The sequence below is a fragment of the Pseudomonas sp. IPO3778 genome, assembly GCF_013386825.1.
Classification (GTDB): Bacteria; Pseudomonadota; Gammaproteobacteria; order Pseudomonadales; family Pseudomonadaceae; genus Aquipseudomonas.
In genome coordinates this window covers 79,274-101,199 of the sequence record NZ_JACARC010000010.1, presented here as the reverse complement: position 1 = coordinate 101,199, position 21,926 = coordinate 79,274, and the positions used below count along the sequence as shown (strand labels likewise).

Genomic DNA, 21,926 nt, shown 5'->3' with positions numbered 1-21,926 from the left:
CCTATCAGAGGATTTAAACCCAATAGAGTTCATGGACATTATTTAACGTGCCACCGGCGGCTTGCGCAGCAAACTGTAGGCCATGGCGCCCAGCGCCGCCACACCGAGCAGCAGCACGGCCCAAAGGCCGAGTTTTTTCCAGTTCGGCCCGGCCTCAACAGGGGCCGCAGCGGCCGGCGATGTGACCACCACCTGCCCCGCCGTCTTGGCCTGCCCAAGCCCCGCGAGGCGTTCGACGCTGTAGTCCGGAATCAACGTCGACAGCGGCAAGTTCGCGCCTTTCACCGACGGGTTGCCCAAGGCCAGGGTGAACGGTGGCTCGCCCCGCGCCAGGAACACCAACTGCGTGGCCCGCACCGCAAAGCTCAAGGTCGGCGCCTCCACACCCAGGCCACCGCCGCGCTCGTCCACGTCGAGCTTGAGCTGCGCAACGGCCTGGCCCGGCAACTGCAATTCGTTCTGTACAACGTCCTGGCCATTTTGCGTCAGGCGGTAGAGCAAACCGCTGCTCAAGGGCTGCCAGGCCTGATTGCTTTCCCGGCGGCCCGACAGGGTGACCGGCGCCAGGCTATTGGGTTGGTTCAAGTCGATACGCAAACGTTCGACATTCAGCGCGGTGGGCAACTGCCAGCTGTATTCGCCCGCCTTGAGACGGCTGCCCGCCAACGGCTGCGACCACACCAGCGGCAACGGCAAGCTATGGGCGCTGACACTCGCCAACTGCGCCGACGTCAGCGCCGGTGCGGCCTGGCCTTTCCAGAGCAGGCGCAGATAACGCGCCGATTGCCCCGGCAAACTCACTTCATGCTGCTCGACGCGCTCATCGGCAAACGACAGCCGCGCGACCTGCCCTTCGCCCCACGAGCGCCAGTGCTGCAAGTCGTCGCTGGCTTCGATGCTGAAACGCTGGAAGCCCTCGCGTTCGCTGGTCCAGTCGAGGATCAGTTGCTGCAACGGCGCCTTGATCGCGCTGGCATCGAGCAGCCAACCGCGCAGCACTTCTTCGCCCGCTTCCAGCTGGCTCGGCGGCTGCACCTGCACCAGCGTGCCGGTGGACGTGGATTGCACACGCACGCTGGGCACGGTTTCAGTGGCGTCGGCAGCGGCGTACAGCGGGAACCACTTCACGTTGGCCAGGCTGCGGCTTTCGGTGCTTTGCGCCGACTGCCGCGCCAGCGCGTAGGCCTGGGGCTCACCGGCGGCGTTGAACACCCGCACATCACTCAAATCGGCCTGACGGGCGCTCAATTGCACCGCCAACGGCAGCTCCAGGCGGTACCACGGGCCTTCGCCGCTGACCGTCAGCGGCACCCGCGTGGTGAAATCGGCCGGGGTTTCCTGGGCCCAGGCCGAACACGTTGTGCACAACCCCAACAGCACCACACTCAGCTTGCCCATCAAGAGGCCACTCCTTCAGTTTCAACCACCGGCTCGGCGCGTTTGGGCGGCAGCGGGGCGAAATAGCCCACCACCAGCAACAGCCCGCCCACGCCGATAAACGATACGATCCGCGCCAGCCCGCCGCGGTTGCTCAATTCAACGAAGAACAATTTGGCGACCACCACCGCAATCAGCGCCGCACCGATCAGCCATACCTCACGCCGGTGGCGAAGATGGCCGCCGATCATCAGGCCGAGGGCAATCAAGGTCCAGACGATCGACAGCCCGGCTTGCACCAGCATCGACTCCAGTAGCGCATCCAGGTGGAACGGCACGCCGCCCCAATGGTGAGCCGTACGCATCACCAGGGCGGTGAAGAAAGCGAACAGCGAAACACCTGCGACTGCCTGGGCGATCAGCTCGGCGCGAGGCCCCCGTTGCGGTGCGGCGCTGCGAGACCAAAGGTACACACCCAGCAGCGCGAACAACAATCCCAGGTCCAACGGATTAAGCAGCGGCACATACGGCAGCGGCTCGGCGGTGCCGTCGCTGAAAATATTCGCCAGCCAGAACCAGCCAAGCATCAACACCGCCAGCGGTAACGCGGCATACAACCGGTACTCCCGCGGGTACGCCGACACCGGCCATGGCCAACTGCGTGGCGCCGCGGCCAGCACGAGGTACAGGCTTGGCAGAATCGCCCAGCCCAGCCAGCGCCAGGCGTTGTATGCCTCGGACAGCAACAACAGGCCGTAGCGTAACTCCAGCGCCAGCACGCCGATCAGCAGCCAGCAGCCGAGCACATGGGCGACGCTCAAGGATTTTTCCGGGACGACCAGGGCCAGCCGACGCAGGGACACAAAGTGCACCGCAAACACCGCCAACCACGCCAGCCAGGCAAAATTCGCCGCCGGGTGATAACGCGAGCCCCACGCGCCCAGCAACACCACGCCCGCTGCCGGCATCAACAGCGTACACAGCACGCCCAGCGACGCCCATTGCAGGCGCAGGGCCAACGCCGCCCAGATCGCCACACTCACCGCCGCCACCGCCAGCAACCAGGTGCCTTGCAGCATCGGTGGCGCAAAACGCAGCACTTCGCTGACCAACGCCAACGTCCACCAGGCCGCGCCCCACACCAGCAGCACGTCAGACAACCGCTGCAAACTCAACGCCTCGAACACCGGCGCATGGGGCCGACGCTGCAAGCGCCAGGCGCCGACCAGCGCCGCCAGCCCGAGCACCATCGGCGTCCAGAAACCGCTATGCCCCAAAGGACGCAAGCCTTCGCTGGTCAGTGGCCCGAGCAAGTCCGGCACCGCGATCAGGAACGAAGCGCCGCCGATCACTTGCAGCAGCAACCCGAAGACAAAACTGACGCGCTGTTGCAGGTAGAGGCTCAGCCAGATAATCAACAAGCCACTGGCCGCCCACACGCCGCTGGCGGTGGCCCATGGCAGCACAAACAGCACCGCGAGGTTGATCAGCACCAGCCCGGCCAACAACACCACCGACAAGCCCCGCAGCAGTCGCACATCGCTGCGCACCATGCTGTCCCTCGCCGCCAGCAGCATGCCGCCGATCAAGGCCAGGCCAATCAGCGAGGCGGTGAGCAAGCCGCTCCAGCCGGCACTGAACACGGCGCCTGAATCAGCGCCCGCCTGCAGCCGCAGCAGAAACAACGCCCCACCCAACAGTTGCACGGCAAACGCAGTGAAGAGGAACGTGCGCGAGCCGATGCGCAAGCCGACCAGCAAGGTCACAAGGCCCGCAATCGCCCAACTGATGGCGGTGCCTTGGGTCAACAGCAGCAGCGGTGCGAGCAGGTACAGGAAGCCCAGGCCGACACTGGCCAATACCGGCAAACCACGACGCTCCCACTGCGCCGACTGCTCAGCCGGTGCCAGGCGCAGTTGGTGAAAACTGAACAGCAACGCCGCGCCCAGCAACAGAGCGCCCAGCGGCGCGCCGCTCAACAGACTCGTTTCGCCTACCCGCAACTCGCTGAGGAATGCCAAGGCCGAACCGACCTGCAACAGCAAGCCAAACGCACGCGCCAACGGTCGCTGCTGGCGCAAGCCGAGCCAGAAAATCCCCGCGCCTTCTACGGCCCAGGCCGCCGCCGTCCAGCGCGCATCGAGGCCCAGAGGAATCGCCAGGCTGGCGAAGATCACACCCAGCGCCAGGCAGGTTTCCGCCAGCAACAAGGCTCGCCCGCCACTCAACAATCGGGCCAAGCCCATATAGATAATGCCCAGCGCCAGCGCACTGAACGCCGCGGCAAATTCCAGATGCTGCACCAACGCAAACTGCAACCCGAAGCCCACCACCGGCGGACCAAACAGCATGCTGCCGTCGACGTAATCGCCCTTGGCCGCCGACCAGCGCAGCAATGCGCCACGGCTGTCATCGTCCGGCGCGTCGTTCATCTCCAACAGCTTGCGCCGGGCGAACAACAGGCCAATGCCGAGGTACATCAGGAAAAACATAATCAGGAACGGCTCGGTGCTCCACAGCAGTTCCGGCGTATAGGAACGCATGCCCCAGGCGAAGCCGATGCCGAAAGTGCCGACGAAACCGATCAGGTTGAGCAGGCGCCAGGCCTTGAACCAGGCGATGGCGAGGATGCCCGCGTTAAGCAGGGCAAAGTAACTGAACAGCGCCACATGGTTGCCGGCGCCGGTGGACGTGAGGATCGGCGCGGCAAAACCGCCAAGGGCTGCAGCGCAGGCCAGGCCGAGGGCGTCCTGGGTAATCGCCAGGATCGCCGAGAACACCGTGACCGCCACCAGCAAGCCAAGGGCTGCGCCGGGATCAAGCAGCGGATGCAGGCGCATGGCCGCGAACACCGTCAGGTACAACACAGCGATGCCGGTGCCTTGCAGCATCAACCCGTAATTGCTGTTGCGCAGCCGCAGCCACCAACCCAGGCCCAGCAAGGCCAACGCACAGCCGGCAACGCCCGCATAACGCAGTTCGATCGGCACCACCATGCCTTCAGTGGCATAACGCAGCAGGAAGGCCAGGCCGAGGAACAACAGCACCACACCGACCCGCAGCACAGTGTTGCCACCGAACAGCCAGTTGCGGGCGCCGCTGATGGCGCGTTCGATGAAGTTGGGGCCACGAGGTACCGCAGGCGCGGCAGGTTGCTGAGGGATGCTGTCGCTCGGTGCAGCCCGCCAGACGTCAGCCGGCAATGGCTGGCTGGGTTCGGCAGCGACCGTTGCGTAGGCAGGTTCCAGTTCGGCGGGTAATTCCCAGACGAGTTCGGGCGCAACCGGTACCGGCGACGGCTCTTCGACAAAGATGGGTTCGGGGGTTTCAGCGGCGGCCGGCCTTTCCAGCAGGGCCAGGCGTTGCTCGACGACTTTCAGGGCGTTGCGGGCAGATTCCAACTGACGGCCTTGCTCCTCCGTACGCGAGGCGAGCATCGACAGGCGGATCGCCTGGCCAATGCCCAAGCCGAGCAGCGCACCCATGCCCGCATCACTGAACGACTCGTCGAGTGTCCAGCCGAGCACCAGGCCAATCAGCATGAAAATCCATTGCATGGTCGATATCCCTAAGCAAACCGGAGCCTAGTATATCGACACGGGACCAATGTGGGAGAGGACTTGCTATGGCGAGCGGGCTTGCCCCGCGCCCCAACAATCGGTGGTGAACCCGACGGGGGACAAGCCCCCTCACCACAGCAAACCCGCTCCCACATTTTGTATCGCGGTGTCTAATCCAACGCTTTCCAGATTTCCGTCGCGTATTCGCGAATAGTCCGGTCCGACGAGAACCAGCCCATGCGCGCGGTATTGAGCACCGCCGAGCGCCACCATTCCTTGGAATCGTGCCAGTGCGCCTCGACCCGCGCCTGGGCATCCCAGTAGGAATCGAAGTCGGCACAGACCAGGAAGCGGTCGTAGTCGATCAACGAATCCACCAGGCCGGCGTAGCGACCCGGATCATCCGGCGAGAACACCCCGCCGCGAATCGCTTGCAGTACATCATTCAAGCGATGGGACGCGGCAACGTCCGGCCCGGCATTGAACTCACCGGCATGTTTGCGCGCTTCCACCTGTTCGGCACTCAGACCGAAGATGAACATGTGGTCGGCGCCCACGCGCTCGTGCATCTCGACGTTGGCGCCGTCCATGGTGCCGATGGTCAGCGCGCCGTTGAGGCCGAACTTCATGTTGCTGGTACCCGACGCTTCAAACCCAGCGGTGGAAATCTGCTCCGACAGGTCGGCCGCCGGAATGATGCTTTCCGCCAGGCTGACGTTGTAGTTGGGCAGGAACACCACCTTGAGCAAGCCGCGCACGGTAGGGTCGTTGTTGACGGTACGGGCGATGTCATTGGTCAGCTTGATGATCAACTTCGCCTGGTGATAGCTCGCCGCAGCCTTGCCGGCGAAGATCTTCACCCGCGGCACCCAGTCGGTGCCCGGCTCGGCACGGATCGCCTGGTACAGCGCGACGGTGTGCAGCAGGTTCAACAGCTGGCGTTTGTACTCGTGGATCCGCTTGACCTGCACATCGAACATCGCCGCCGGGTTGACCGAAATCCCCAGGCGCTCGTGAATGATGTCAGCCAGTGCCCGCTTACTGTGCAGGCGCTGTTCGGCGAAGGCTTTGCGGAAGGCTTGCTTCTCGGCAAAGGTTTCCAGCTCTACCAAACGGGTTTCGGTGTTGTCGAGAATGTCCGGGCCCAACGCTTCCACCAGCATCGCCGTGAGCTTGGGGTTGGCCTGGAACAGCCAGCGGCGGAAGGTAATGCCGTTGGTTTTGTTATTGATGCGGTCCGGGTAGAGCTTGTGCAGTTCAGAGAACACCGTGCTGCGCATCAGTTGGGTGTGCAGGCCGGACACGCCGTTCACGCTGTGGGAACCAAGGAACGCCAGGTTGCCCATGCGCACGCGGCGGCCGTTGTCTTCTTCGATCAACGACACTGCACGCAGTACGTCGAAATCGTGAATGCCCTTGGCCCGCAGCGAGTCGATGTGTTGAGCGTTGATCAGATAGATGATCTGCATGTGCCGCGGCAGCATGCGTTCCATCAAGCCTACCGGCCACGTTTCCAATGCCTCGGGAAGCAAGGTGTGGTTGGTGTAGGACAGGGTTTCGACGGTCACGTCCCAGGCGGCATCCCACGGGATGTCGTGCAGGTCGACCAACTGACGCATCAACTCGGCCACCGCAATCGAGGGGTGCGTGTCGTTGAGCTGGATGGCCGCGTGTTCGCCCAGGCTCAGCACCGAGCCGTGCATGTTCTTGTGGCGGCGCAGCAAATCCTGCAGCGAGGCGGAAACGAAGAAGTATTCCTGGCGCAGGCGCAGTTCCTGCCCTGCTTCGGTGCTGTCGGCCGGGTAAAGCACTCGGGAGATGCTTTCGGCACGGGCTACCTCGGCCACAGCGCCCAGGTGGTCACCGGCGTTGAAGCGTTCCAGGTGCAGGTCTTCCACGGCCCGGGCGCGCCACAGCCGCAAGGTGTTGACGCTGGCGCCACGCCAGCCGACTACCGGGGTGTCGTAGGCCACTGCGCGGACGGTTTCGTTGGGCGTCCAGACCTGGATCGACTTGCCGGCGGCGTCCAACAGGGTTTCCACGCCGCCGCCAAAGCCGATCGGGTAGATCACCTCAGCGCGCTCGAACTCCCACGGGTTGCCGAAATCCAGCCAGCGTTCGGTTTGCTCCTGCTGCCAGCCATCGACAATTGCCTGGCGGAACAGGCCGTGTTCATAACGGATGCCATAACCGTGGCCGGCAATGCCCAGGGTCGACATGCTTTCCATAAAGCACGCCGCCAGGCGGCCAAGGCCACCGTTGCCCAGTGCCGCGTCGGGCTCCAGCAGGCGAATGCGCTCCATGTCCACGCCCAGCTCGCTCATGGCCTCACGGGCCACGTCCAGCAGGCCGAGGTTGCTCAGGCTGTCGTACAGCAGACGGCCGATCAGGAATTCCAGCGAGAGGTAATAGACCCGCTTCTGACCTTTGCGGTAGATGTGCCGCGTGTGGTTCATCCAGTGGTCGACCATGTGGTCGCGGGCGGCCAGTGCGATGGCTTCAAACCAGTCGTGGTCGAAGGCGTGATCGGGGTCCTTGCCCACCGCATAGGTAAGTTTGGTCAAGACGGCATCGCGAAATGCGGCTACCTCTGCTTCTCGTACAAGCGGTTCCTGAGACATCGATGCGACCTCGGGCGAGATAGAAGGAGTTGCTAGAGCCTAGACGGTCTGACAGACGGTAGACGCTCTGGTTCGGCAGTTTTTTAACTCATTCACCTTTGCGGGAATTTGATGCAGGGGCCGTGCCCGTTTGTGGCTCAACACCGCCTTCGAGCTGAAACCTGGAAGATATTGTTCAAAAAAACACCAATTCCGGTATGATCCCGCGCCGGATAACACCCCTCTTGGAAACCTGATGAAGCCTCAACTGATCGCCGCCGCGGAACTCGACCGTCTCGAGACCTGGCAGAAATACTCAAGCCATATGTGTGGCGGCTGCGTGTCGAGCTGTTGCACCCTGCCGGTTGAGGTGAAGATCAAGGACCTGATCCGCATCGGTATCGTCGATGAGTTCGAGCGCGGCGACCCGCCGAAGAACATCGCCAAGCGCTTGCAGAAAGAAGGCATCGTGGAGCGCTTCAACGCCAAATCCGAGATCTTCACCCTGCAGCGCATGAGCAACAACGATTGCCTGTACCTGGATCGTAAGAGCCGCTTCTGCACTATTTATGACAAGCGCCCGGATACTTGCCGCAACCACCCGAAAATCGGGCCTCGGCCGGGGTATTGCGCCTATAAGCCGAAGGAAGTGGTGCGCGAGACCAAGCTGCGCACGCTCGATAAGTTCTGATCCGGATTTTTTATTGCTTGAACTAGCGCTTTCGCGAGCAAGCCCGCTCCCACATTTAACCGCATTCACCCTGAAGAAACGCAGTTAAATGTGGAAGCGGGCTTGCTCGCAAAGGGGCCCGAACAGTTGCCGCACAAACCCCGAACAAACAAAAACGCCCCCGACCGTAAGGTCGGGGGCGTTTTTTTTGCCGCTAACTAAGAGACTTAGTTACCGGATTTTTTCGCAGCGCGGGTACGCTCGCTTTCGCCCAGGATCTTCTTGCGAAGACGGATGGACTTAGGAGTGACTTCGCACAATTCGTCTTCTTGAACGAATTCCAGAGCCTGCTCCAGGGTGAAGCGGATAGGCGGAACCAGAGCGATGGTTTCGTCTTTACCCGAAGCACGCATGTTGTCGAGCTTCTTGCCTTTGGTTGGGTTGACGCCCAGGTCGTTGTCGCGGCTGTTGATGCCGACGATTTGACCTTCGTACACGTCTTCACCGTGACCCAGGAACAGTTTGCCGCGAGCTTGCAGGGTTTCCAGCGAGTAAGTCAGCGCCTTACCGGTAGCTACCGACACCAGCACGCCGTTCTGACGGCCGGACATGTCGCCGGACTTCATCACGTCGTAACGGTCGAAGATCGAGGTCAGGATGCCTGCACCGGAGGTCAGGGTCAGGAACTCGTTACGGAAACCGATCAAGCCACGAGCCGGGATGTTGTACTCAAGGCGCACACGGCCCTTGCCATCCGGAACCATGTTGGTCAGGTCGCCTTTACGGATACCGATCTGTTCCATGATCGAACCCTGGGATTCTTCCGGCAGGTCGATGGTCACGTTTTCGTACGGTTCGTGCTTGACGCCATCAACCATGCGGATGATCACTTCCGGACGACCAACACCCATTTCGAAGCCTTCGCGACGCATGGTTTCGATCAGTACCGAGAGGTGCAGCTCACCACGGCCGGAGACTTTGAACTTGTCGGCGGTGTCGCCTTCTTCAACGCGCAGGGCAACGTTGTAGAGCAGTTCTTTGTCCAGACGCTCTTTGATGTTCCGGCTGGTCACGAACTTGCCTTCACGGCCGCAGAACGGCGAGTCGTTAACCTGGAAGGTCATCGAAACGGTAGGTTCGTCAACGGTCAGTGGCTTCATCGCTTCAACGTTCTGTGGGTCGCACAGGGTGTCGGAGATGAACAGCTGGTCGAAGCCGCTGATGCAGACGATGTCGCCGGCAGCTGCTTCTTCAACGTCGATACGGTGCAGACCGTGGTGACCCATCAGCTTCAGGATACGGCCGTTACGGCGCTTGCCGTCAGCATCGATCGCCACAACCGGGGTGTTCGGCTTGACGCGACCACGAGCGATACGGCCAACGCCGATGATGCCCAGGAAGCTGTTGTAGTCCAGTGCGGAGATTTGCATCTGGAACGGACCATCGCGGTCGACTTTCGGCGCAGGTACGTTGTCGACGATCGACTGGTACAGCGGGGTCATGTCTTCAGCCATGTCGGTGTGTTCCAGACCGGCAATGCCGTTCAGGGCCGAGGCGTAGACGACTTTGAAGTCCAGCTGTTCTTCGGTGGCACCCAGGTTGTCGAACAGGTCGAAGATCTGGTCCAGAACCCAATCCGGACGCGCGCCTGGACGGTCAACCTTGTTGATGACCACGATTGGACGCAGGCCGGCTTCGAACGCCTTCTTGGTCACAAAACGGGTTTGCGGCATAGGGCCGTCTTGGGCATCAACCAGCAGCAGAACGGAGTCAACCATCGACATTACACGTTCAACTTCGCCGCCGAAGTCGGCGTGGCCCGGGGTGTCCACGATGTTGATGTGGTAGCCGTTCCAGTTGATGGCGGTGTTTTTCGCCAGAATGGTAATACCGCGCTCTTTCTCCTGGTCGTTGGAGTCCATCACGCGCTCGTCGTTGAGCTCGTTGCGCTCCAGGGTGCCGGATTGACGCAAGAGTTTGTCTACCAGGGTGGTCTTACCATGGTCAACGTGAGCAATGATGGCGATGTTGCGTAGATTTTCGATCACTTGTGTATCTCGATCAGAGGATTCGGTGTGCTGACAGGTCGTGGCAGCGATTAACAGTAGAGTCAGGCCTTGCCGTTACAGCTTGACGGCAGAGTCGGGGGGCCGGTGACGCAGGCCACAGGCAAACAGCCCCGGGCTCTTAGCTCGGTCGATAAACGCGCACATTGGCATGCCCCTCACTGAGCAAATGGTGGGCATGCAGGCGACTCATCACGCCTTTGTCGCAATACAACAGGTACTGACGGCTGTCATCCAGTTCCTTGAAACGCGCATTCAATGCATAGAACGGCAGCGTTTGTACGTCGATGCCAGCAATTTCCAGCGGCTCGTCTTCAGCGGCATCCGGGTGACGGATGTCGATGATGATCTGACCAGCCAGAGCCTCGCTGACTTCTTCGATCTGCAAATCCTGGCCCAATTCGTCGATAACCCGATCGATCGGCACCAGTTTGGCGTTCTCCAGCGCACGCTCGAGAACCGCCATGTCGAACTGTTGTTCTTCGTACTCCACGCGGTTGCGCTTGGCGTGGGTCTTGGGGTTCACCGAGATGACCCCGCAATATTCCGGCATGTGCTTGGCGAAATCCGCCGTGCCGATCTGGGTCGCCAGGTCGATGATGTCTTGCTTGTGACTGGCGATCAGCGGGCGCAATACCAGCTTCTCGGTCACAGAGTCGATCAACGACAGGTTCGGCAGGGTCTGGCTGGACACCTGGGAAATCGCTTCACCGGTGACCAGTGCGTCGATTTCCAGCCGATCCGCGATTCGGGACGCAGCGCGCAACATCATACGCTTCAATACTACGCCCATATGACTGTTATCGACTTTCCCGAGAATTTCTCCCAGGACTTCCTCGAACGGAACGCTGACAAACAACACCCGTTGCGAGCTGCCGTATTTCTTCCAGAGGTAATGCGCGACTTCCATCACGCCCAATTCGTGTGCACGCCCGCCCAGGTTAAAGAAGCAGAAGTGGCTCATCAGCCCGCGGCGCATGATCTGGTAGGCCGCCACGGTGGAATCGAAACCGCCGGACATCAAGACCAGGGTCTGTTCCAGGGCACCGAGCGGGTAGCCGCCGATGCTGTCGTGCTGGCTGTGGATCACAAACAACCGTTGGTCGCGAATTTCCATCCGCACTTCAATTTGCGGCTCTTTCAGGGAAATTCCGGCGGCGCCGCACTCGCGACGCAGCTTGCTGCCCACGTATTTCTCGACATCCATGGAGCTGAAGGGGTGCTTGCCGGCGCGCTTGCACCGTACCGAAAACACCTTGCCTGCCAGTACATCGCCGTAGTGCTGTTTGCACTTTTCGGTGATGTCGTCGAAGTCCCCCAACGGGTACTCGTCAACCTGCAGGAAATGCGCGATGCCCGGCACGCAGCTCAGGCGCTCGGTCATGTCCTTCAAGGCTTTGGGGTCTGTGAGGCGGGTTTCCAGCTCGAGATTGTCCCACACACCGTTCACCACCACAGCCGGGTCCAGATCGCGGAGCACGGCACGGATGTTCTTGGCCAATTGACGGATGAAACGCATCCGTACCGGTCGGCTCTTGATGGTGATCTCGGGGAAGACTTTAACGATTAATTTCATGAAAACAGCGCGCGCAGGCCCAGCCGAAAAAGGGGGGCGCGGATTATAGCGGAAATCGCTCAAGGTTTAACCAGTTAATATGCAACGGACCTTTCGCGCACCAAAACGGGTCACATCCGAGAATTAACGCTACATTGCGGTGCGCAATTTCTTCCGCTTTAGCGGATTGCACCTTTATAGGGGCGTTTTTGTGGCAAAAAACCCATGTCGGGGCACTGGCATGCAATTTGCTCTCTTGTGAGGCAGGTTGCCTTGGTCGAGTATTCGCGCCGGCATCACCCACATTCTAAGGGCTAACTCCACTACCCCAGCCCGAAGCCACCCGGAGGACACTATGTCGAAGTCGGTTCAACTCATCAAAGATCATGACGTCAAATGGATTGATCTGCGCTTCACGGACACAAAAGGCACTCAGCACCACGTGACCATGCCGGCTCGCGACGCGCTGGATGACGCCTTCTTCGAAGAAGGCAAAATGTTCGACGGCTCCTCCATTGCCGGTTGGAAAGGCATCGAAGCTTCCGACATGATCCTGATGCCGGACGACAGCACCGCCGTACTCGACCCGTTCACCGAAGACCCAACGCTGATCATCGTCTGCGACGTGATCGAGCCTTCGACCATGCAAGGCTACGACCGTGACCCACGTGCGATCGCCAAGCGTGCCGAGGAATACCTGAAGTCGACCGGTATCGGCGACACCGTATTTGTTGGTCCGGAACCAGAATTCTTCATCTTTGATTCGGTCAAGTTCAAGTCCGACATCTCTGGCTCCATGTTCAAGATCTTCTCCGAACAAGGTTCGTGGATGTCCGACCAGGACGTGGAAGGCGGCAACAAAGGCCACCGTCCAGGCGTCAAAGGTGGTTACTTCCCGGTTCCGCCATTCGACCACGACCACGAAATCCGTACCTCCATGTGCAACGCCATGGAAGAGATGGGCCTGGTCATCGAAGTTCACCACCACGAAGTGGCGACTGCCGGCCAGAACGAAATCGGTGTGAAGTTCAACACCCTGGTGGCCAAGGCTGACGAAGTTCAGACCCTGAAGTACTGCGTACACAACGTGGCTGATGCCTACGGCCGTACCGCTACCTTCATGCCTAAGCCTCTGTACGGCGATAACGGTTCGGGTATGCACGTTCACCTGTCCATCGCCAAAGATGGCAAGAACACCTTCGCTGGCGAAGGTTATGCCGGCCTGTCCGACACTGCCCTGTACTTCATCGGCGGTATCATCAAGCACGGTAAGGCCCTGAACGGCTTCACCAACCCGTCGACCAACTCCTACAAGCGTCTGGTCCCAGGTTTCGAAGCACCCGTCATGCTGGCCTACTCGGCTCGCAACCGTTCCGCTTCGATCCGTATTCCTTACGTGTCCAGCCCTCGCGCTCGCCGTATCGAAGCCCGCTTCCCGGATCCGGCAGCCAACCCGTACCTGGCCTTCGCTGCCCTGGTAATGGCCGGCCTGGACGGTATCCAGAACAAGATTCACCCAGGCGATGCCGCCGACAAAAACTTGTACGACCTGCCGCCTGAAGAGGCCAAAGAGATCCCACAAGTGTGCGGCAGCCTGAAAGAAGCCCTGGAAGAGCTGGACAAGGGCCGTGCGTTCCTGACCAAAGGCGGCGTGTTCAGCGACGACTTTATCGATGCCTACATCGCCCTGAAAAGCGAAGAAGAAATCAAGGTCCGCACCTTCGTACACCCACTGGAATACGAGCTGTACTACAGCTGCTGATCCGGTAGCGCTGCTTAACGTGGCGTGACGAAAAAGGCCTCCTTCGGGAGGTCTTTTTTTTTGCCCGCAAAACCCTGTGGGAGCGGGCTTGCCCGCGAAAAACTCAAGGACGCCGCATTTCTTCAATATTTACGGGTTATCGTTAACGACCATCGCGAGCAAGCTCGCTCCTACAGAAGAGGGATCTGCCTTGAAACTCAAACTTGGGTTCATCTTGCTGGCTATCAGCGCCAATGTATTGGCCGCACCACCCACCCTCGCCCCACTGCTCGACAGCATCGCCGAACGCCTGGCGATTGCCGACCAGGTGGCCCTGAGCAAATGGGACAGCCACAAGCCGGTTGAGGACCGTGCACGGGAACAGGACGTGATCACCAGCGTCGTGTCCCAGGCGCCGAGCTACAAACTGGCCCCGGCGCAGGCGGAGCAGTTTTTCTCGGCACAGATCGAGGCGAACAAACTGGTGCAATACGCCCACCTGTCCGATTGGCAGCTGCAAGGCAAAGCGCCCAATGACCCACGCCCGGACCTGGTCGGCCAGATCCGCCCTAAACTGGACCAACTGCAAAAACGCCTGCTGCAACAGCTGGCGGACTTCACCCCCGAGCGCAGCAACCCGCAATGCCCGCAATGGCTGGCGCGGGCCAATCACGCGCCTGCCAACGACCCGCTGCACCAACTGGCGATGATCCGCGCCACCGCCGAGCTGTGCCTCTACAAAATGTGAAACGGCGAACCCAATCAAAATGTGGGAGCGGGCTTGCTCGCGAAGGCGGCGTGTCAGTTGATATATGCATGACTGACACGCCGCCTTCGCGAGCAAGCCAGCTCCCACAATTCAGATCCGGCCCATTCAGCCAATCAGTCGTTGCCGCCAGCTTCCTGAACAGCTTTTTATATTTGCACTATATTGGTGCGATACGCTGCACCCTTCCCACTTACGCAACCCATTTTGGTTCGAAACTTCCCGCTGAAGCTGGCAGAACGCCACAGTTTCGCACCTTAAGCCCCCATTTCAGGGCTTTAACGCTTCTTTTCGGAGCTTTGGTTTGGTTTTTGCATTTTCCTTGTATCAGCGCATGCCTCAAGGCCGCGCCCTGCTCCAAAAGAGGTCCTAATGACCATCAGCGACGCACTGCACCGCCTGCTACTCGACAACCTGACCACCGCGACCATTCTGCTCAATGACGAACTTCGCCTTGAGTACATGAACCCGGCGGCGGAGATGCTGCTGGCCATCAGCGGACAGCGCAGCCATGGGCAATTCATCAGCGAACTGTTCACCGAGTCGGCGGAGGCCTTGAGCTCGTTGCGCCAGGCGGTGGAGCAGGCGCACCCGTTCACCAAGCGCGAAGCAATGCTCACGGCGCTCACCGGCCAGACCCTGACCGTCGATTACGCGGTCACACCGATCCTGAGCCACGGCGCCACCTTGCTGCTGCTGGAGGTGCATCCCCGGGATCGCCTGCTGCGCATCACCAAGGAAGAGGCTCAACTGTCCAAGCAGGAAACCAGCAAGATGCTGGTGCGTGGCCTGGCCCATGAGATCAAGAACCCGTTGGGCGGGATTCGTGGCGCCGCACAGTTGTTGGCCCGCGAGCTGCCGGACGAGAACCTCAAGGACTACACCAACGTCATCATCGAGGAAGCCGACCGCCTGCGTAATCTGGTGGACCGCATGCTCGGTTCCAACAAGCTGCCGTCGCTGGCGATGACCAACGTGCACGAAGTGTTGGAGCGTGTCTGCCAACTGGTAGAGGCCGAAAGCCAGGGCTGCATCACCTTGGTGCGCGACTACGACCCAAGCATTCCCGACGTCTTGATCGACCGCGAGCAGATGATCCAGGCGGTGCTCAATATTGTGCGCAACGCCATGCAGGCCATCAGCAGCCAGAACGAACTGCGCCTGGGCCGCATCAGCCTGCGCACCCGCGCCCTGCGCCAGTTCACCATCGGCCACGTACGCCATCGCCTGGTGACCAAGGTCGAGATCATCGACAACGGCCCGGGCATTCCTGCCGAGCTGCAGGAAACCATCTTTTTCCCAATGGTCAGCGGCCGCCCGGACGGTACCGGGCTCGGCTTGGCCATTACCCAGAACATCATCAGCCAGCACCAGGGTTTGATCGAGTGTGAGAGCCATCCCGGCCACACCACGTTCTCGATCTTTCTGCCACTGGAACAAGGAGCCCCATCGACATGAGCCGTAGTGAAACTGTCTGGATCGTCGATGACGACCGTTCTATCCGCTGGGTCCTGGAGAAAGCCTTGCAACAGGAAGGCATGACCACCCAGAGCTTCGACAGCGCCGACGGGGTGATGAGTCGCCTGGCTCGCCAGCAGCCCGACGTGATCATCTCCGACATCCGCATGCCCGGCGCCAGTGGCCTGGACTTGCTGGCGCGGATCCGCGAGCAGCACCCGCGCTTGCCGGTGATCATCATGACCGCGCACTCGGACCTGGACAGCGCTGTCGCGTCCTATCAGGGCGGCGCCTTTGAATACCTGCCGAAACCGTTCGACGTAGACGAAGCAGTGGCCCTGGTAAAACGCGCCAACCAGCACGCCCAGGAACAGCAGAACCAGGAAGCCCCGCCGGCCCTGACCCGTACCCCGGAAATCATCGGTGAAGCACCGGCGATGCAGGAAGTGTTTCGCGCCATCGGGCGCTTGAGCCATTCCAACATCACCGTGCTGATCAACGGCGAGTCGGGTACCGGTAAAGAGCTGGTGGCCCACGCCCTGCACCGTCACAGCCCACGGGCGGCGTCGCCATTCATTGCGTTGAACATGGCGGCGATTCCGAAGGACCTGATGGAATCGGAACTGTTCGGCCACGAAAAAGGCGCGTTCACCGGCGCGGCCAACCTTCGCCGGGGCCGTTTTGAACAGGCCGATGGCGGCACGCTGTTCCTCGATGAAATCGGCGACATGCCGGCCGACACCCAGACGCGCTTGTTGCGGGTCCTGGCAGACGGCGAGTTTTATCGGGTCGGCGGGCACACGCCGGTCAAGGTCGACGTACGCATCATCGCGGCGACTCACCAGAACCTCGAAACCCTGGTGCACGCCGGAAAATTCCGTGAAGACTTGTTCCACCGCCTGAACGTGATCCGTATCCACATCCCACGGATGTCGGACCGCCGCGAAGACATCCCGACCCTGGCCCGTCACTTCCTCAGCCGCGCCGCCCAGGAGCTGGCCGTCGAGCCGAAGCTGCTGAAAAGCGAGACCGAGGAATACCTGAAGAACCTGCCATGGCCGGGCAACGTGCGTCAGTTGGAGAACACCTGCCGCTGGATCACGGTGATGGCTTCGGGTCGTGAAGTGCACATCAGTGACCTGCCGCCCGAGCTGCTGAGCCTGCCGCAGGATTCGGCACCGGTGACCAACTGGGAGCAGGCGCTGCGCCAATGGGCCGACCAGGCGCTGGCACGTGGCCAATCGAACCTGCTGGACAGCGCTGTGCCGGCCTTTGAGCGGATCATGATCGAAACCGCCCTCAAGCATACCGCCGGTCGTCGTCGCGACGCCGCCGTGCTGCTGGGCTGGGGCCGCAACACCCTGACGCGCAAGATCAAGGAGTTGGGGATGAAGGTCGATGGTGGGGATGATGATGAGGGGGATGAGGGCTGATTGCCTTCTCACAACCACCGAAAAACCCATGTGGGAGCGGGCTTGCTCGCGAAGGCGGTGTATCAGTCACTGGATAGGTTGACTGGCACACCGCCTTCGCGAGCAAGCCCGCTCCCACATTTGCATCTGCACAAAGCTTGAAACCGTGCACCGCTTCAATGCACCACGAACCGGCATCGCGCACTTATCCAACGCCTGAAACCCCAACCTTGTTAAGAAAATATTAAAAGCCAAAAACACCAAAGCCCCGTATTCCGGGGCTTTGCGCTTTCTGAAGAAATTTTTTGGCACAACTTCACAATTCTGGCACGCGCCCTGCAATAACCCTGTTACTACCCAGTTTCGGGGACCTTGGTACAGGCAGGCCGAGAATCCCCTCTTTACACCCGGGGTGCTTGATGCGGATCGCGTCGCGCCCCACACCCGTTTCGGGAACCTCGGTACAGGCAGGCCGAGAATCCCCTCTTTACACCTAGGGTGCTTGATGCGAATCGCGTCGCGCCCCACACCCGTTTCGGGAACCTCGGTACAGGCAGGCCGGGGATTCCCTCTTTAACACCGAAGCCATTGGCTTCACCCCGTTTTGGGAGCCCTGGTACAGGCAGGCCGGGAACTCCCTTCTTTACACCCGGGGCTTATGAGGCAACTCGCCCATAGCCCCAGCCCGTTTAGGGAACCTTGGTACAGGCAGGCCGGGGATTCCCTCTTTTATTGCTCCTGGAGATGGATCTCCAACCGCCAGCGCCCCTCGACCTTCTCCCCCGACCACTCCCCGCGCAACGGCCGAGCCGCCACCAGGTTCAGCAGCAAGCCGCCATCGGTCTTGCGGATGCGCCAGTTCACAGCCTTGTCATTGACCTTCAGTTGCCCGCCCTGGGCCTTTCCCAACGCATCAAACAGCAGCGCCACGGTGCCGTCGATATGCTCGCCGTGCAGCTTGGGCTCGCTGTTGAACCACACCACCACGCCATCGGCGGCAGGCTCCACCTGCTGCAGCTCAACCGGGTCGGGGGTGGTCAGGCGGCCGATCATCAAGCCCACCATCAGGCCGACAATCGCCAACGAGCCCAAGACCCGTGGCAGAAGCTTCGGTCGCGGGTCGTCTTCAGGGGTAGAATGCAGCGCATCTTTGCCTTCGGAGCCGTGCATGTTTCACGTCATCCTTTTTCAACCAGAAATTCCGCCGAATACCGGCAACGTTATCAGGCTGTGCGCCAACAGTGGCTGCCACCTGCATTTGATCGAGCCGCTGGGCTTCGACATGGACGACAAGCGCCTGCGCCGCGCCGGGCTGGACTACCACGAGTACGCCACCCTGCAACGCCATGCCGACCTCGCCAGTTGCCTGGAAAGCCTCAACCACCCACGGTTGTTCGCGTTTACCACCAAGGGCTCGCGGCCGTTTCATGATGCCAGCTTCGCCGAAGGCGACGCCTTTCTGTTCGGCCCGGAGAGCCGGGGCCTGCCGGCGGACGTCCTCGACGCCCTGCCCGACGGCCACCGCCTGCGTTTGCCGATGCGCGAAGGCTGCCGCAGCCTGAACCTGTCCAACACCGTGGCCGTCGCGGTCTACGAAGGTTGGCGGCAACTCGGTTTCAAGTAGCCCCCTATCCCTCTGTAGGAGCGAGCTTGCTCGCGAAAAACGCTAAGGATGACGCGTGCATCCTGAATGGGCACGGCGCTCTCCGGTTTTTCGCGAGCAAGCTCGCTCCTACAGGAGCTCACCCAATAAAAAAGCGCCTGTTACGGCGCTTTTTTTCGGGCTGCAAACGGCTTATTGAACCGTTGGCGAACCTTCCTGTTGCATGCGCTGCAGCTCTTGCGCATACAGGGCATCGAAGTTCACTGGAGCCAGCATCAGCGCCGGGAACGAGCCACGGGTGACCAGGCTGTCCAGGGTCTCACGGGCATACGGGAACAGGATGTTCGGGCAGAACGCGCCCAGGGTGTGGCTCATGGACGCTTCGTCCAGGCCCTGGATCAGGAAGATACCGGCCTGTTGCACTTCAGCGATGAAAGCCACTTCTTCGCCGTTCTTGACGGTCACCGACAAGGTCAGCACGACTTCGTGGAAGTCGCCTTCCAGCGCCTTTTGACGGGTGTTCAGGTCCAGCGCAACGCTCGGGGTCCATTCCTGACGGAAGATGGCCGGGCTTTTTGGCGCTTCGAACGACAAGTCACGTACGTAAATACGCTGCAGGGAAAATTGTGGGCCTTGAGCCTCTTCTGCTGCCGCTTCGGTGTTCTGTTGGTCAGTCATCGCAGATCCTTCGTGATCTTGGGGTCTTTTAGGGGTTGTGAGTCAGACGTGAAGCAGCGCATCCAGTTTACCGGCGCGCTCGAGTGCGAACAGGTCATCGCATCCACCGACATGCTTGTCACCGATCCAGATCTGCGGCACGGACGTGCGTCCCGCTTTCTTGGTCATTTCGGCGCGCACCTGGGGCTTGCCATCAACCTTGATCTCTTCGAAAGCAATGCCCTTTTTCTCAAGCAGGGCCTTGGCCCGCATGCAATAAGGGCAATAATCGCTGGAGTAAACGACAACCTCGCTCATATCACTTCACCAGCGGCAGGTTATCGCCACGCCAGCTGGAAATACCACCCGACAGTTTGGCGGCGTTGAAACCGGTTTTCAGCATCTCGCGGGCGTGGGTGCCGGAGTGCTGGCCTTGGGCGTCGACCAGGATGATGGTCTTGGCCTTGTGCTTTTCCAGCTCGGCCAGGCGCGAAATCAGCTTGTCCTGGGGAATGTTCAGCGCGCCAACAATGTGACCGGCGGCGAAATCCTTGGCGGGACGAATGTCCACCACCACGGCCTCATCCTTGTTGACCAGGGCGGTCAGCTCCGACGTGCTGAGGCTGCGTCCACCGCGGCTCATCTCGTGAGCGATCAGCAGCGCCAGCAGTACGACGAACGCACCAGCGAGCAAATAGTGGGTAGTGGCAAATGCAATCAGGTGATCAACCATCAAGGAGGTTCCAGGGCGTTAAAATGGCGGTAAGTATACACAGCCGCCATGGTCGGCCAACCCCCGTAAAGCGGTGACGTGGTCGGAACTTCGCTTTAAACTGCCACTCCCTTTTCTATTCCCTTCATTCATTACCGCCGCGAGAGGATCTATGACTACTACGCCTAAACCTTTGGTCCTGATAATTCTCGATGGCTTCGGACACAGTGAAAGCCACCACGACAACGCCGTGTACTCGGCCAGGAAGCCAGTACTGGACCGTCTGAGCGCTACCGTACCGAACGGCCTGATCTCCGGATCGGGCATGGATGTTGGCCTGCCGGACGGCCAAATGGGCAACTCGGAAGTCGGCCACATGAATCTCGGTGCCGGACGAGTGGTCTATCAAGACTTCACCCGCGTGACCAAAGCGATCCGCGATGGCGAGTTTTTCGAGAACCCGACCATCTGCGCGGCAGTGGATAAAGCGGTCAAGGCCGGCAAGGCCGTGCACTTTATGGGTCTGCTGTCGGACGGCGGCGTCCACAGCCACCAGGACCACCTGATCGCCATGGCTGAACTGGCCTTCAAGCGCGGCGCCGAGAAAATCTACCTGCACGCCTTCCTCGACGGCCGCGACACCCCGCCAAAAAGCGCCCAGTCCTCCATCGAACTGCTGGATGAAACCTTCAAGACCCTCGGCAAGGGCCGCATCGCCAGCCTGGTAGGCCGTTACTTCGCCATGGACCGCGACAACCGCTGGGACCGCGTGGCACAGGCCTACAACCTGATCGCCGACGGCCAGTCCGAATTCAACGCCGCCACCGCCCAGGAAGGCCTGGAAGCCGCCTACGCCCGTGGCGAGAGCGACGAATTCGTCAAGGCCACCACCATCGGTGAGCCGGTCAGGATCGAAGACGGCGACGCCATGGTGTTCATGAACTTCCGCGCCGACCGTGCCCGCGAGCTGAGCCATGTGTTTGTCGATGACGGCTTCAAGGACTTCCAGCGCGCCCGCCAGCCGAAAGTCGAATTTGTGATGCTGACCCAATACGCCGCCAACATCCCGGCTCCGTCGGCGTTTGCCCCGGGCAGCCTGGAAAACGTGCTGGGCGACTACCTGGCAAAAAACGGCAAGACCCAGCTGCGCATTGCCGAAACCGAGAAATACGCCCACGTGACCTTCTTCTTCTCCGGCGGCCGTGAAGAACCGTTCCCGGGGGAAGAACGCATCCTGATCCCGTCGCCGAAAGTCGCCACCTACGACCTGCAGCCGGAAATGAGTGCCCCGGAAGTCACGGACAAGATCGTCGACGCCATCGAGCACCAGCGTTATGACGTGATCGTGGTCAACTACGCCAACGGTGACATGGTGGGCCACAGCGGCAACCTGGAAGCGGCGGTAAAAGCCGTGGAATGCCTGGACCTGTGTGTCGGCCGTATCGTCGACGCCCTGGACAAAGTGGGCGGCGAAGCGCTGATCACCGCCGACCACGGCAACTGCGAGCAAATGTCCGACGAGTCCACCGGCCAGGCCCACACCGCCCACACCACCGAGCCGGTGCCGTTCATCTACGTAGGCAAGCGTGACCTGAAAGTGCGTGACGGCGGCGTGCTGGCCGACGTGGCACCGACCATGTTGATGTTGATGGGGCTGGAAAAGCCGAAAGAGATGACTGGCACTTCGATTCTGGTCTGAAACAGTTCAGGGGTTGCTCAAAGCAGGCAGCCCGTCAACAATGGCCTTGA

16 protein-coding genes are annotated in these 21,926 nt (G+C 60.8%); 7 read left to right on the top strand and 9 right to left on the bottom strand.

Annotation, left to right across the window (positions count from 1 at the left end; genetic code table 11):
- Positions 1-42: 42 nt before the first annotated feature.
- The 3 genes from HX855_RS02965 to HX855_RS02955 all read right to left on the bottom strand — a co-directional run bounded on the left by HX855_RS02965 (position 43) and on the right by HX855_RS02955 (position 7,558).
- Entirely contained in the window at positions 43-1,398 is a 1,356-nt protein-coding gene (locus HX855_RS02965) for a DUF3999 domain-containing protein (protein WP_177088721.1), read from the bottom strand.
- Positions 1,398-4,934: a DUF2339 domain-containing protein gene (locus tag HX855_RS02960; RefSeq protein ID WP_177088722.1), complete on the bottom strand. Its 3,537-nt coding sequence runs from the start codon at positions 4,932-4,934 to the stop codon at positions 1,398-1,400. The genes HX855_RS02965 and HX855_RS02960 overlap by 1 nt, the downstream gene beginning before the upstream one ends.
- A 173-nt stretch (positions 4,935-5,107) precedes the next feature.
- Positions 5,108-7,558: a glycogen/starch/alpha-glucan phosphorylase gene (locus tag HX855_RS02955; protein WP_177088723.1), complete on the bottom strand. Its 2,451-nt coding sequence runs from the start codon at positions 7,556-7,558 to the stop codon at positions 5,108-5,110.
- Positions 7,559-7,793: 235 nt separating this feature from the next.
- On the opposite strand from HX855_RS02955, the gene HX855_RS02950 reads away from it, so the two are divergent.
- Complete coding sequence (locus HX855_RS02950; protein WP_076018122.1) at positions 7,794-8,228, top strand: YkgJ family cysteine cluster protein; 435 nt, start codon at positions 7,794-7,796, stop codon at positions 8,226-8,228.
- A 206-nt stretch (positions 8,229-8,434) separates the two neighbouring features.
- Here the strand turns inward: HX855_RS02950 and typA are convergent, their stop codons facing one another.
- Positions 8,435-10,255: a translational GTPase TypA gene (typA, locus tag HX855_RS02945; protein WP_177088724.1), complete on the bottom strand. Its 1,821-nt coding sequence runs from the start codon at positions 10,253-10,255 to the stop codon at positions 8,435-8,437.
- A gap of 139 nt (positions 10,256-10,394) precedes the next feature.
- On the bottom strand, positions 10,395-11,849 hold the full coding sequence (gene thiI / locus HX855_RS02940; RefSeq protein ID WP_177088725.1) for a tRNA uracil 4-sulfurtransferase ThiI: 1,455 nt from the start codon (positions 11,847-11,849) through the stop codon (positions 10,395-10,397).
- 334 nt (positions 11,850-12,183) lie between these two features.
- Here thiI and glnA point away from each other — a divergent pair, with 334 nt between their 5' ends.
- From glnA to ntrC, 4 genes are all read left to right on the top strand, one after another.
- Positions 12,184-13,590: a glutamate--ammonia ligase gene (glnA, locus tag HX855_RS02935; protein WP_177088726.1), complete on the top strand. Its 1,407-nt coding sequence runs from the start codon at positions 12,184-12,186 to the stop codon at positions 13,588-13,590.
- A gap of 190 nt (positions 13,591-13,780) precedes the next feature.
- A complete protein-coding gene (locus HX855_RS02930; protein WP_177088727.1) occupies positions 13,781-14,317 on the top strand; it encodes a chorismate mutase in 537 nt (178 codons plus the stop codon).
- Positions 14,318-14,707: 390 nt separating this feature from the next.
- Positions 14,708-15,793: a nitrogen regulation protein NR(II) gene (glnL, locus tag HX855_RS02925; RefSeq protein ID WP_003218001.1), complete on the top strand. Its 1,086-nt coding sequence runs from the start codon at positions 14,708-14,710 to the stop codon at positions 15,791-15,793.
- Positions 15,790-17,226 (top strand): nitrogen regulation protein NR(I), encoded by a 1,437-nt coding sequence (gene ntrC, locus HX855_RS02920; protein WP_003218003.1) that lies wholly within the window; start codon positions 15,790-15,792, stop codon positions 17,224-17,226. The genes glnL and ntrC overlap by 4 nt, the downstream gene beginning before the upstream one ends.
- A gap of 708 nt (positions 17,227-17,934) precedes the next feature.
- Here ntrC and HX855_RS02915 read toward each other — a convergent pair.
- Complete coding sequence (locus HX855_RS02915) at positions 17,935-18,375, bottom strand: hypothetical protein (RefSeq protein WP_177088728.1); 441 nt, start codon at positions 18,373-18,375, stop codon at positions 17,935-17,937.
- Between HX855_RS02915 and HX855_RS02910 the strand changes: the two genes are divergently transcribed.
- Entirely contained in the window at positions 18,374-18,829 is a 456-nt protein-coding gene (locus tag HX855_RS02910; RefSeq protein ID WP_003218007.1) for a tRNA (cytidine(34)-2'-O)-methyltransferase, read from the top strand. The two genes, HX855_RS02915 and HX855_RS02910, sit on opposite strands and share 2 nt — an antisense overlap.
- 171 nt (positions 18,830-19,000) lie before the next feature.
- Here HX855_RS02910 and secB read toward each other — a convergent pair whose 3' ends face one another.
- From secB to HX855_RS02895, 3 genes are read right to left on the bottom strand one after another with little or no spacing between them, the layout of a single operon-like run.
- Entirely contained in the window at positions 19,001-19,486 is a 486-nt protein-coding gene (gene secB / locus HX855_RS02905) for a protein-export chaperone SecB (protein WP_003218009.1), read from the bottom strand.
- 42 nt (positions 19,487-19,528) lie between these two features.
- A complete protein-coding gene (grxC, locus tag HX855_RS02900) occupies positions 19,529-19,783 on the bottom strand; it encodes a glutaredoxin 3 (RefSeq protein ID WP_177088729.1) in 255 nt (84 codons plus the stop codon).
- 1 nt (position 19,784) lies between these two features.
- Positions 19,785-20,198, bottom strand: coding sequence for a rhodanese-like domain-containing protein (locus HX855_RS02895; protein WP_063033506.1), 414 nt, complete (start codon positions 20,196-20,198; stop codon positions 19,785-19,787).
- Between the two features lie 151 nt (positions 20,199-20,349).
- Between HX855_RS02895 and gpmI the strand changes: the two genes are divergently transcribed.
- Entirely contained in the window at positions 20,350-21,876 is a 1,527-nt protein-coding gene (gene gpmI / locus HX855_RS02890) for a 2,3-bisphosphoglycerate-independent phosphoglycerate mutase (protein ID WP_177088730.1), read from the top strand.
- Positions 21,877-21,926 lie beyond the last annotated feature (50 nt).

What these genes read in the sequence shown, in the direction of transcription:
- HX855_RS02965 (WP_177088721.1), bottom strand. Translation starts at nt 1,398, where the DNA reads ATGGGCAAGCTGAGTGTGGTGCTGTTGGGGTTGTGCACAACGTGTTCG.
- HX855_RS02960 (WP_177088722.1), bottom strand. Translation starts at nt 4,934, where the DNA reads ATGCAATGGATTTTCATGCTGATTGGCCTGGTGCTCGGCTGGACACTC.
- HX855_RS02955 (WP_177088723.1), bottom strand. Translation starts at nt 7,558, where the DNA reads ATGTCTCAGGAACCGCTTGTACGAGAAGCAGAGGTAGCCGCATTTCGC.
- HX855_RS02950 (WP_076018122.1), top strand. Translation starts at nt 7,794, where the DNA reads ATGAAGCCTCAACTGATCGCCGCCGCGGAACTCGACCGTCTCGAGACC.
- thiI (WP_177088725.1), bottom strand. Translation starts at nt 11,849, where the DNA reads ATGAAATTAATCGTTAAAGTCTTCCCCGAGATCACCATCAAGAGCCGA.
- glnA (WP_177088726.1), top strand. Translation starts at nt 12,184, where the DNA reads ATGTCGAAGTCGGTTCAACTCATCAAAGATCATGACGTCAAATGGATT.
- glnL (WP_003218001.1), top strand. Translation starts at nt 14,708, where the DNA reads ATGACCATCAGCGACGCACTGCACCGCCTGCTACTCGACAACCTGACC.
- ntrC (WP_003218003.1), top strand. Translation starts at nt 15,790, where the DNA reads ATGAGCCGTAGTGAAACTGTCTGGATCGTCGATGACGACCGTTCTATC.
- HX855_RS02910 (WP_003218007.1), top strand. Translation starts at nt 18,374, where the DNA reads ATGTTTCACGTCATCCTTTTTCAACCAGAAATTCCGCCGAATACCGGC.
- HX855_RS02915 (WP_177088728.1), bottom strand. Translation starts at nt 18,375, where the DNA reads ATGCACGGCTCCGAAGGCAAAGATGCGCTGCATTCTACCCCTGAAGAC.
- secB (WP_003218009.1), bottom strand. Translation starts at nt 19,486, where the DNA reads ATGACTGACCAACAGAACACCGAAGCGGCAGCAGAAGAGGCTCAAGGC.
- grxC (WP_177088729.1), bottom strand. Translation starts at nt 19,783, where the DNA reads ATGAGCGAGGTTGTCGTTTACTCCAGCGATTATTGCCCTTATTGCATG.
- HX855_RS02895 (WP_063033506.1), bottom strand. Translation starts at nt 20,198, where the DNA reads ATGGTTGATCACCTGATTGCATTTGCCACTACCCACTATTTGCTCGCT.
- gpmI (WP_177088730.1), top strand. Translation starts at nt 20,350, where the DNA reads ATGACTACTACGCCTAAACCTTTGGTCCTGATAATTCTCGATGGCTTC.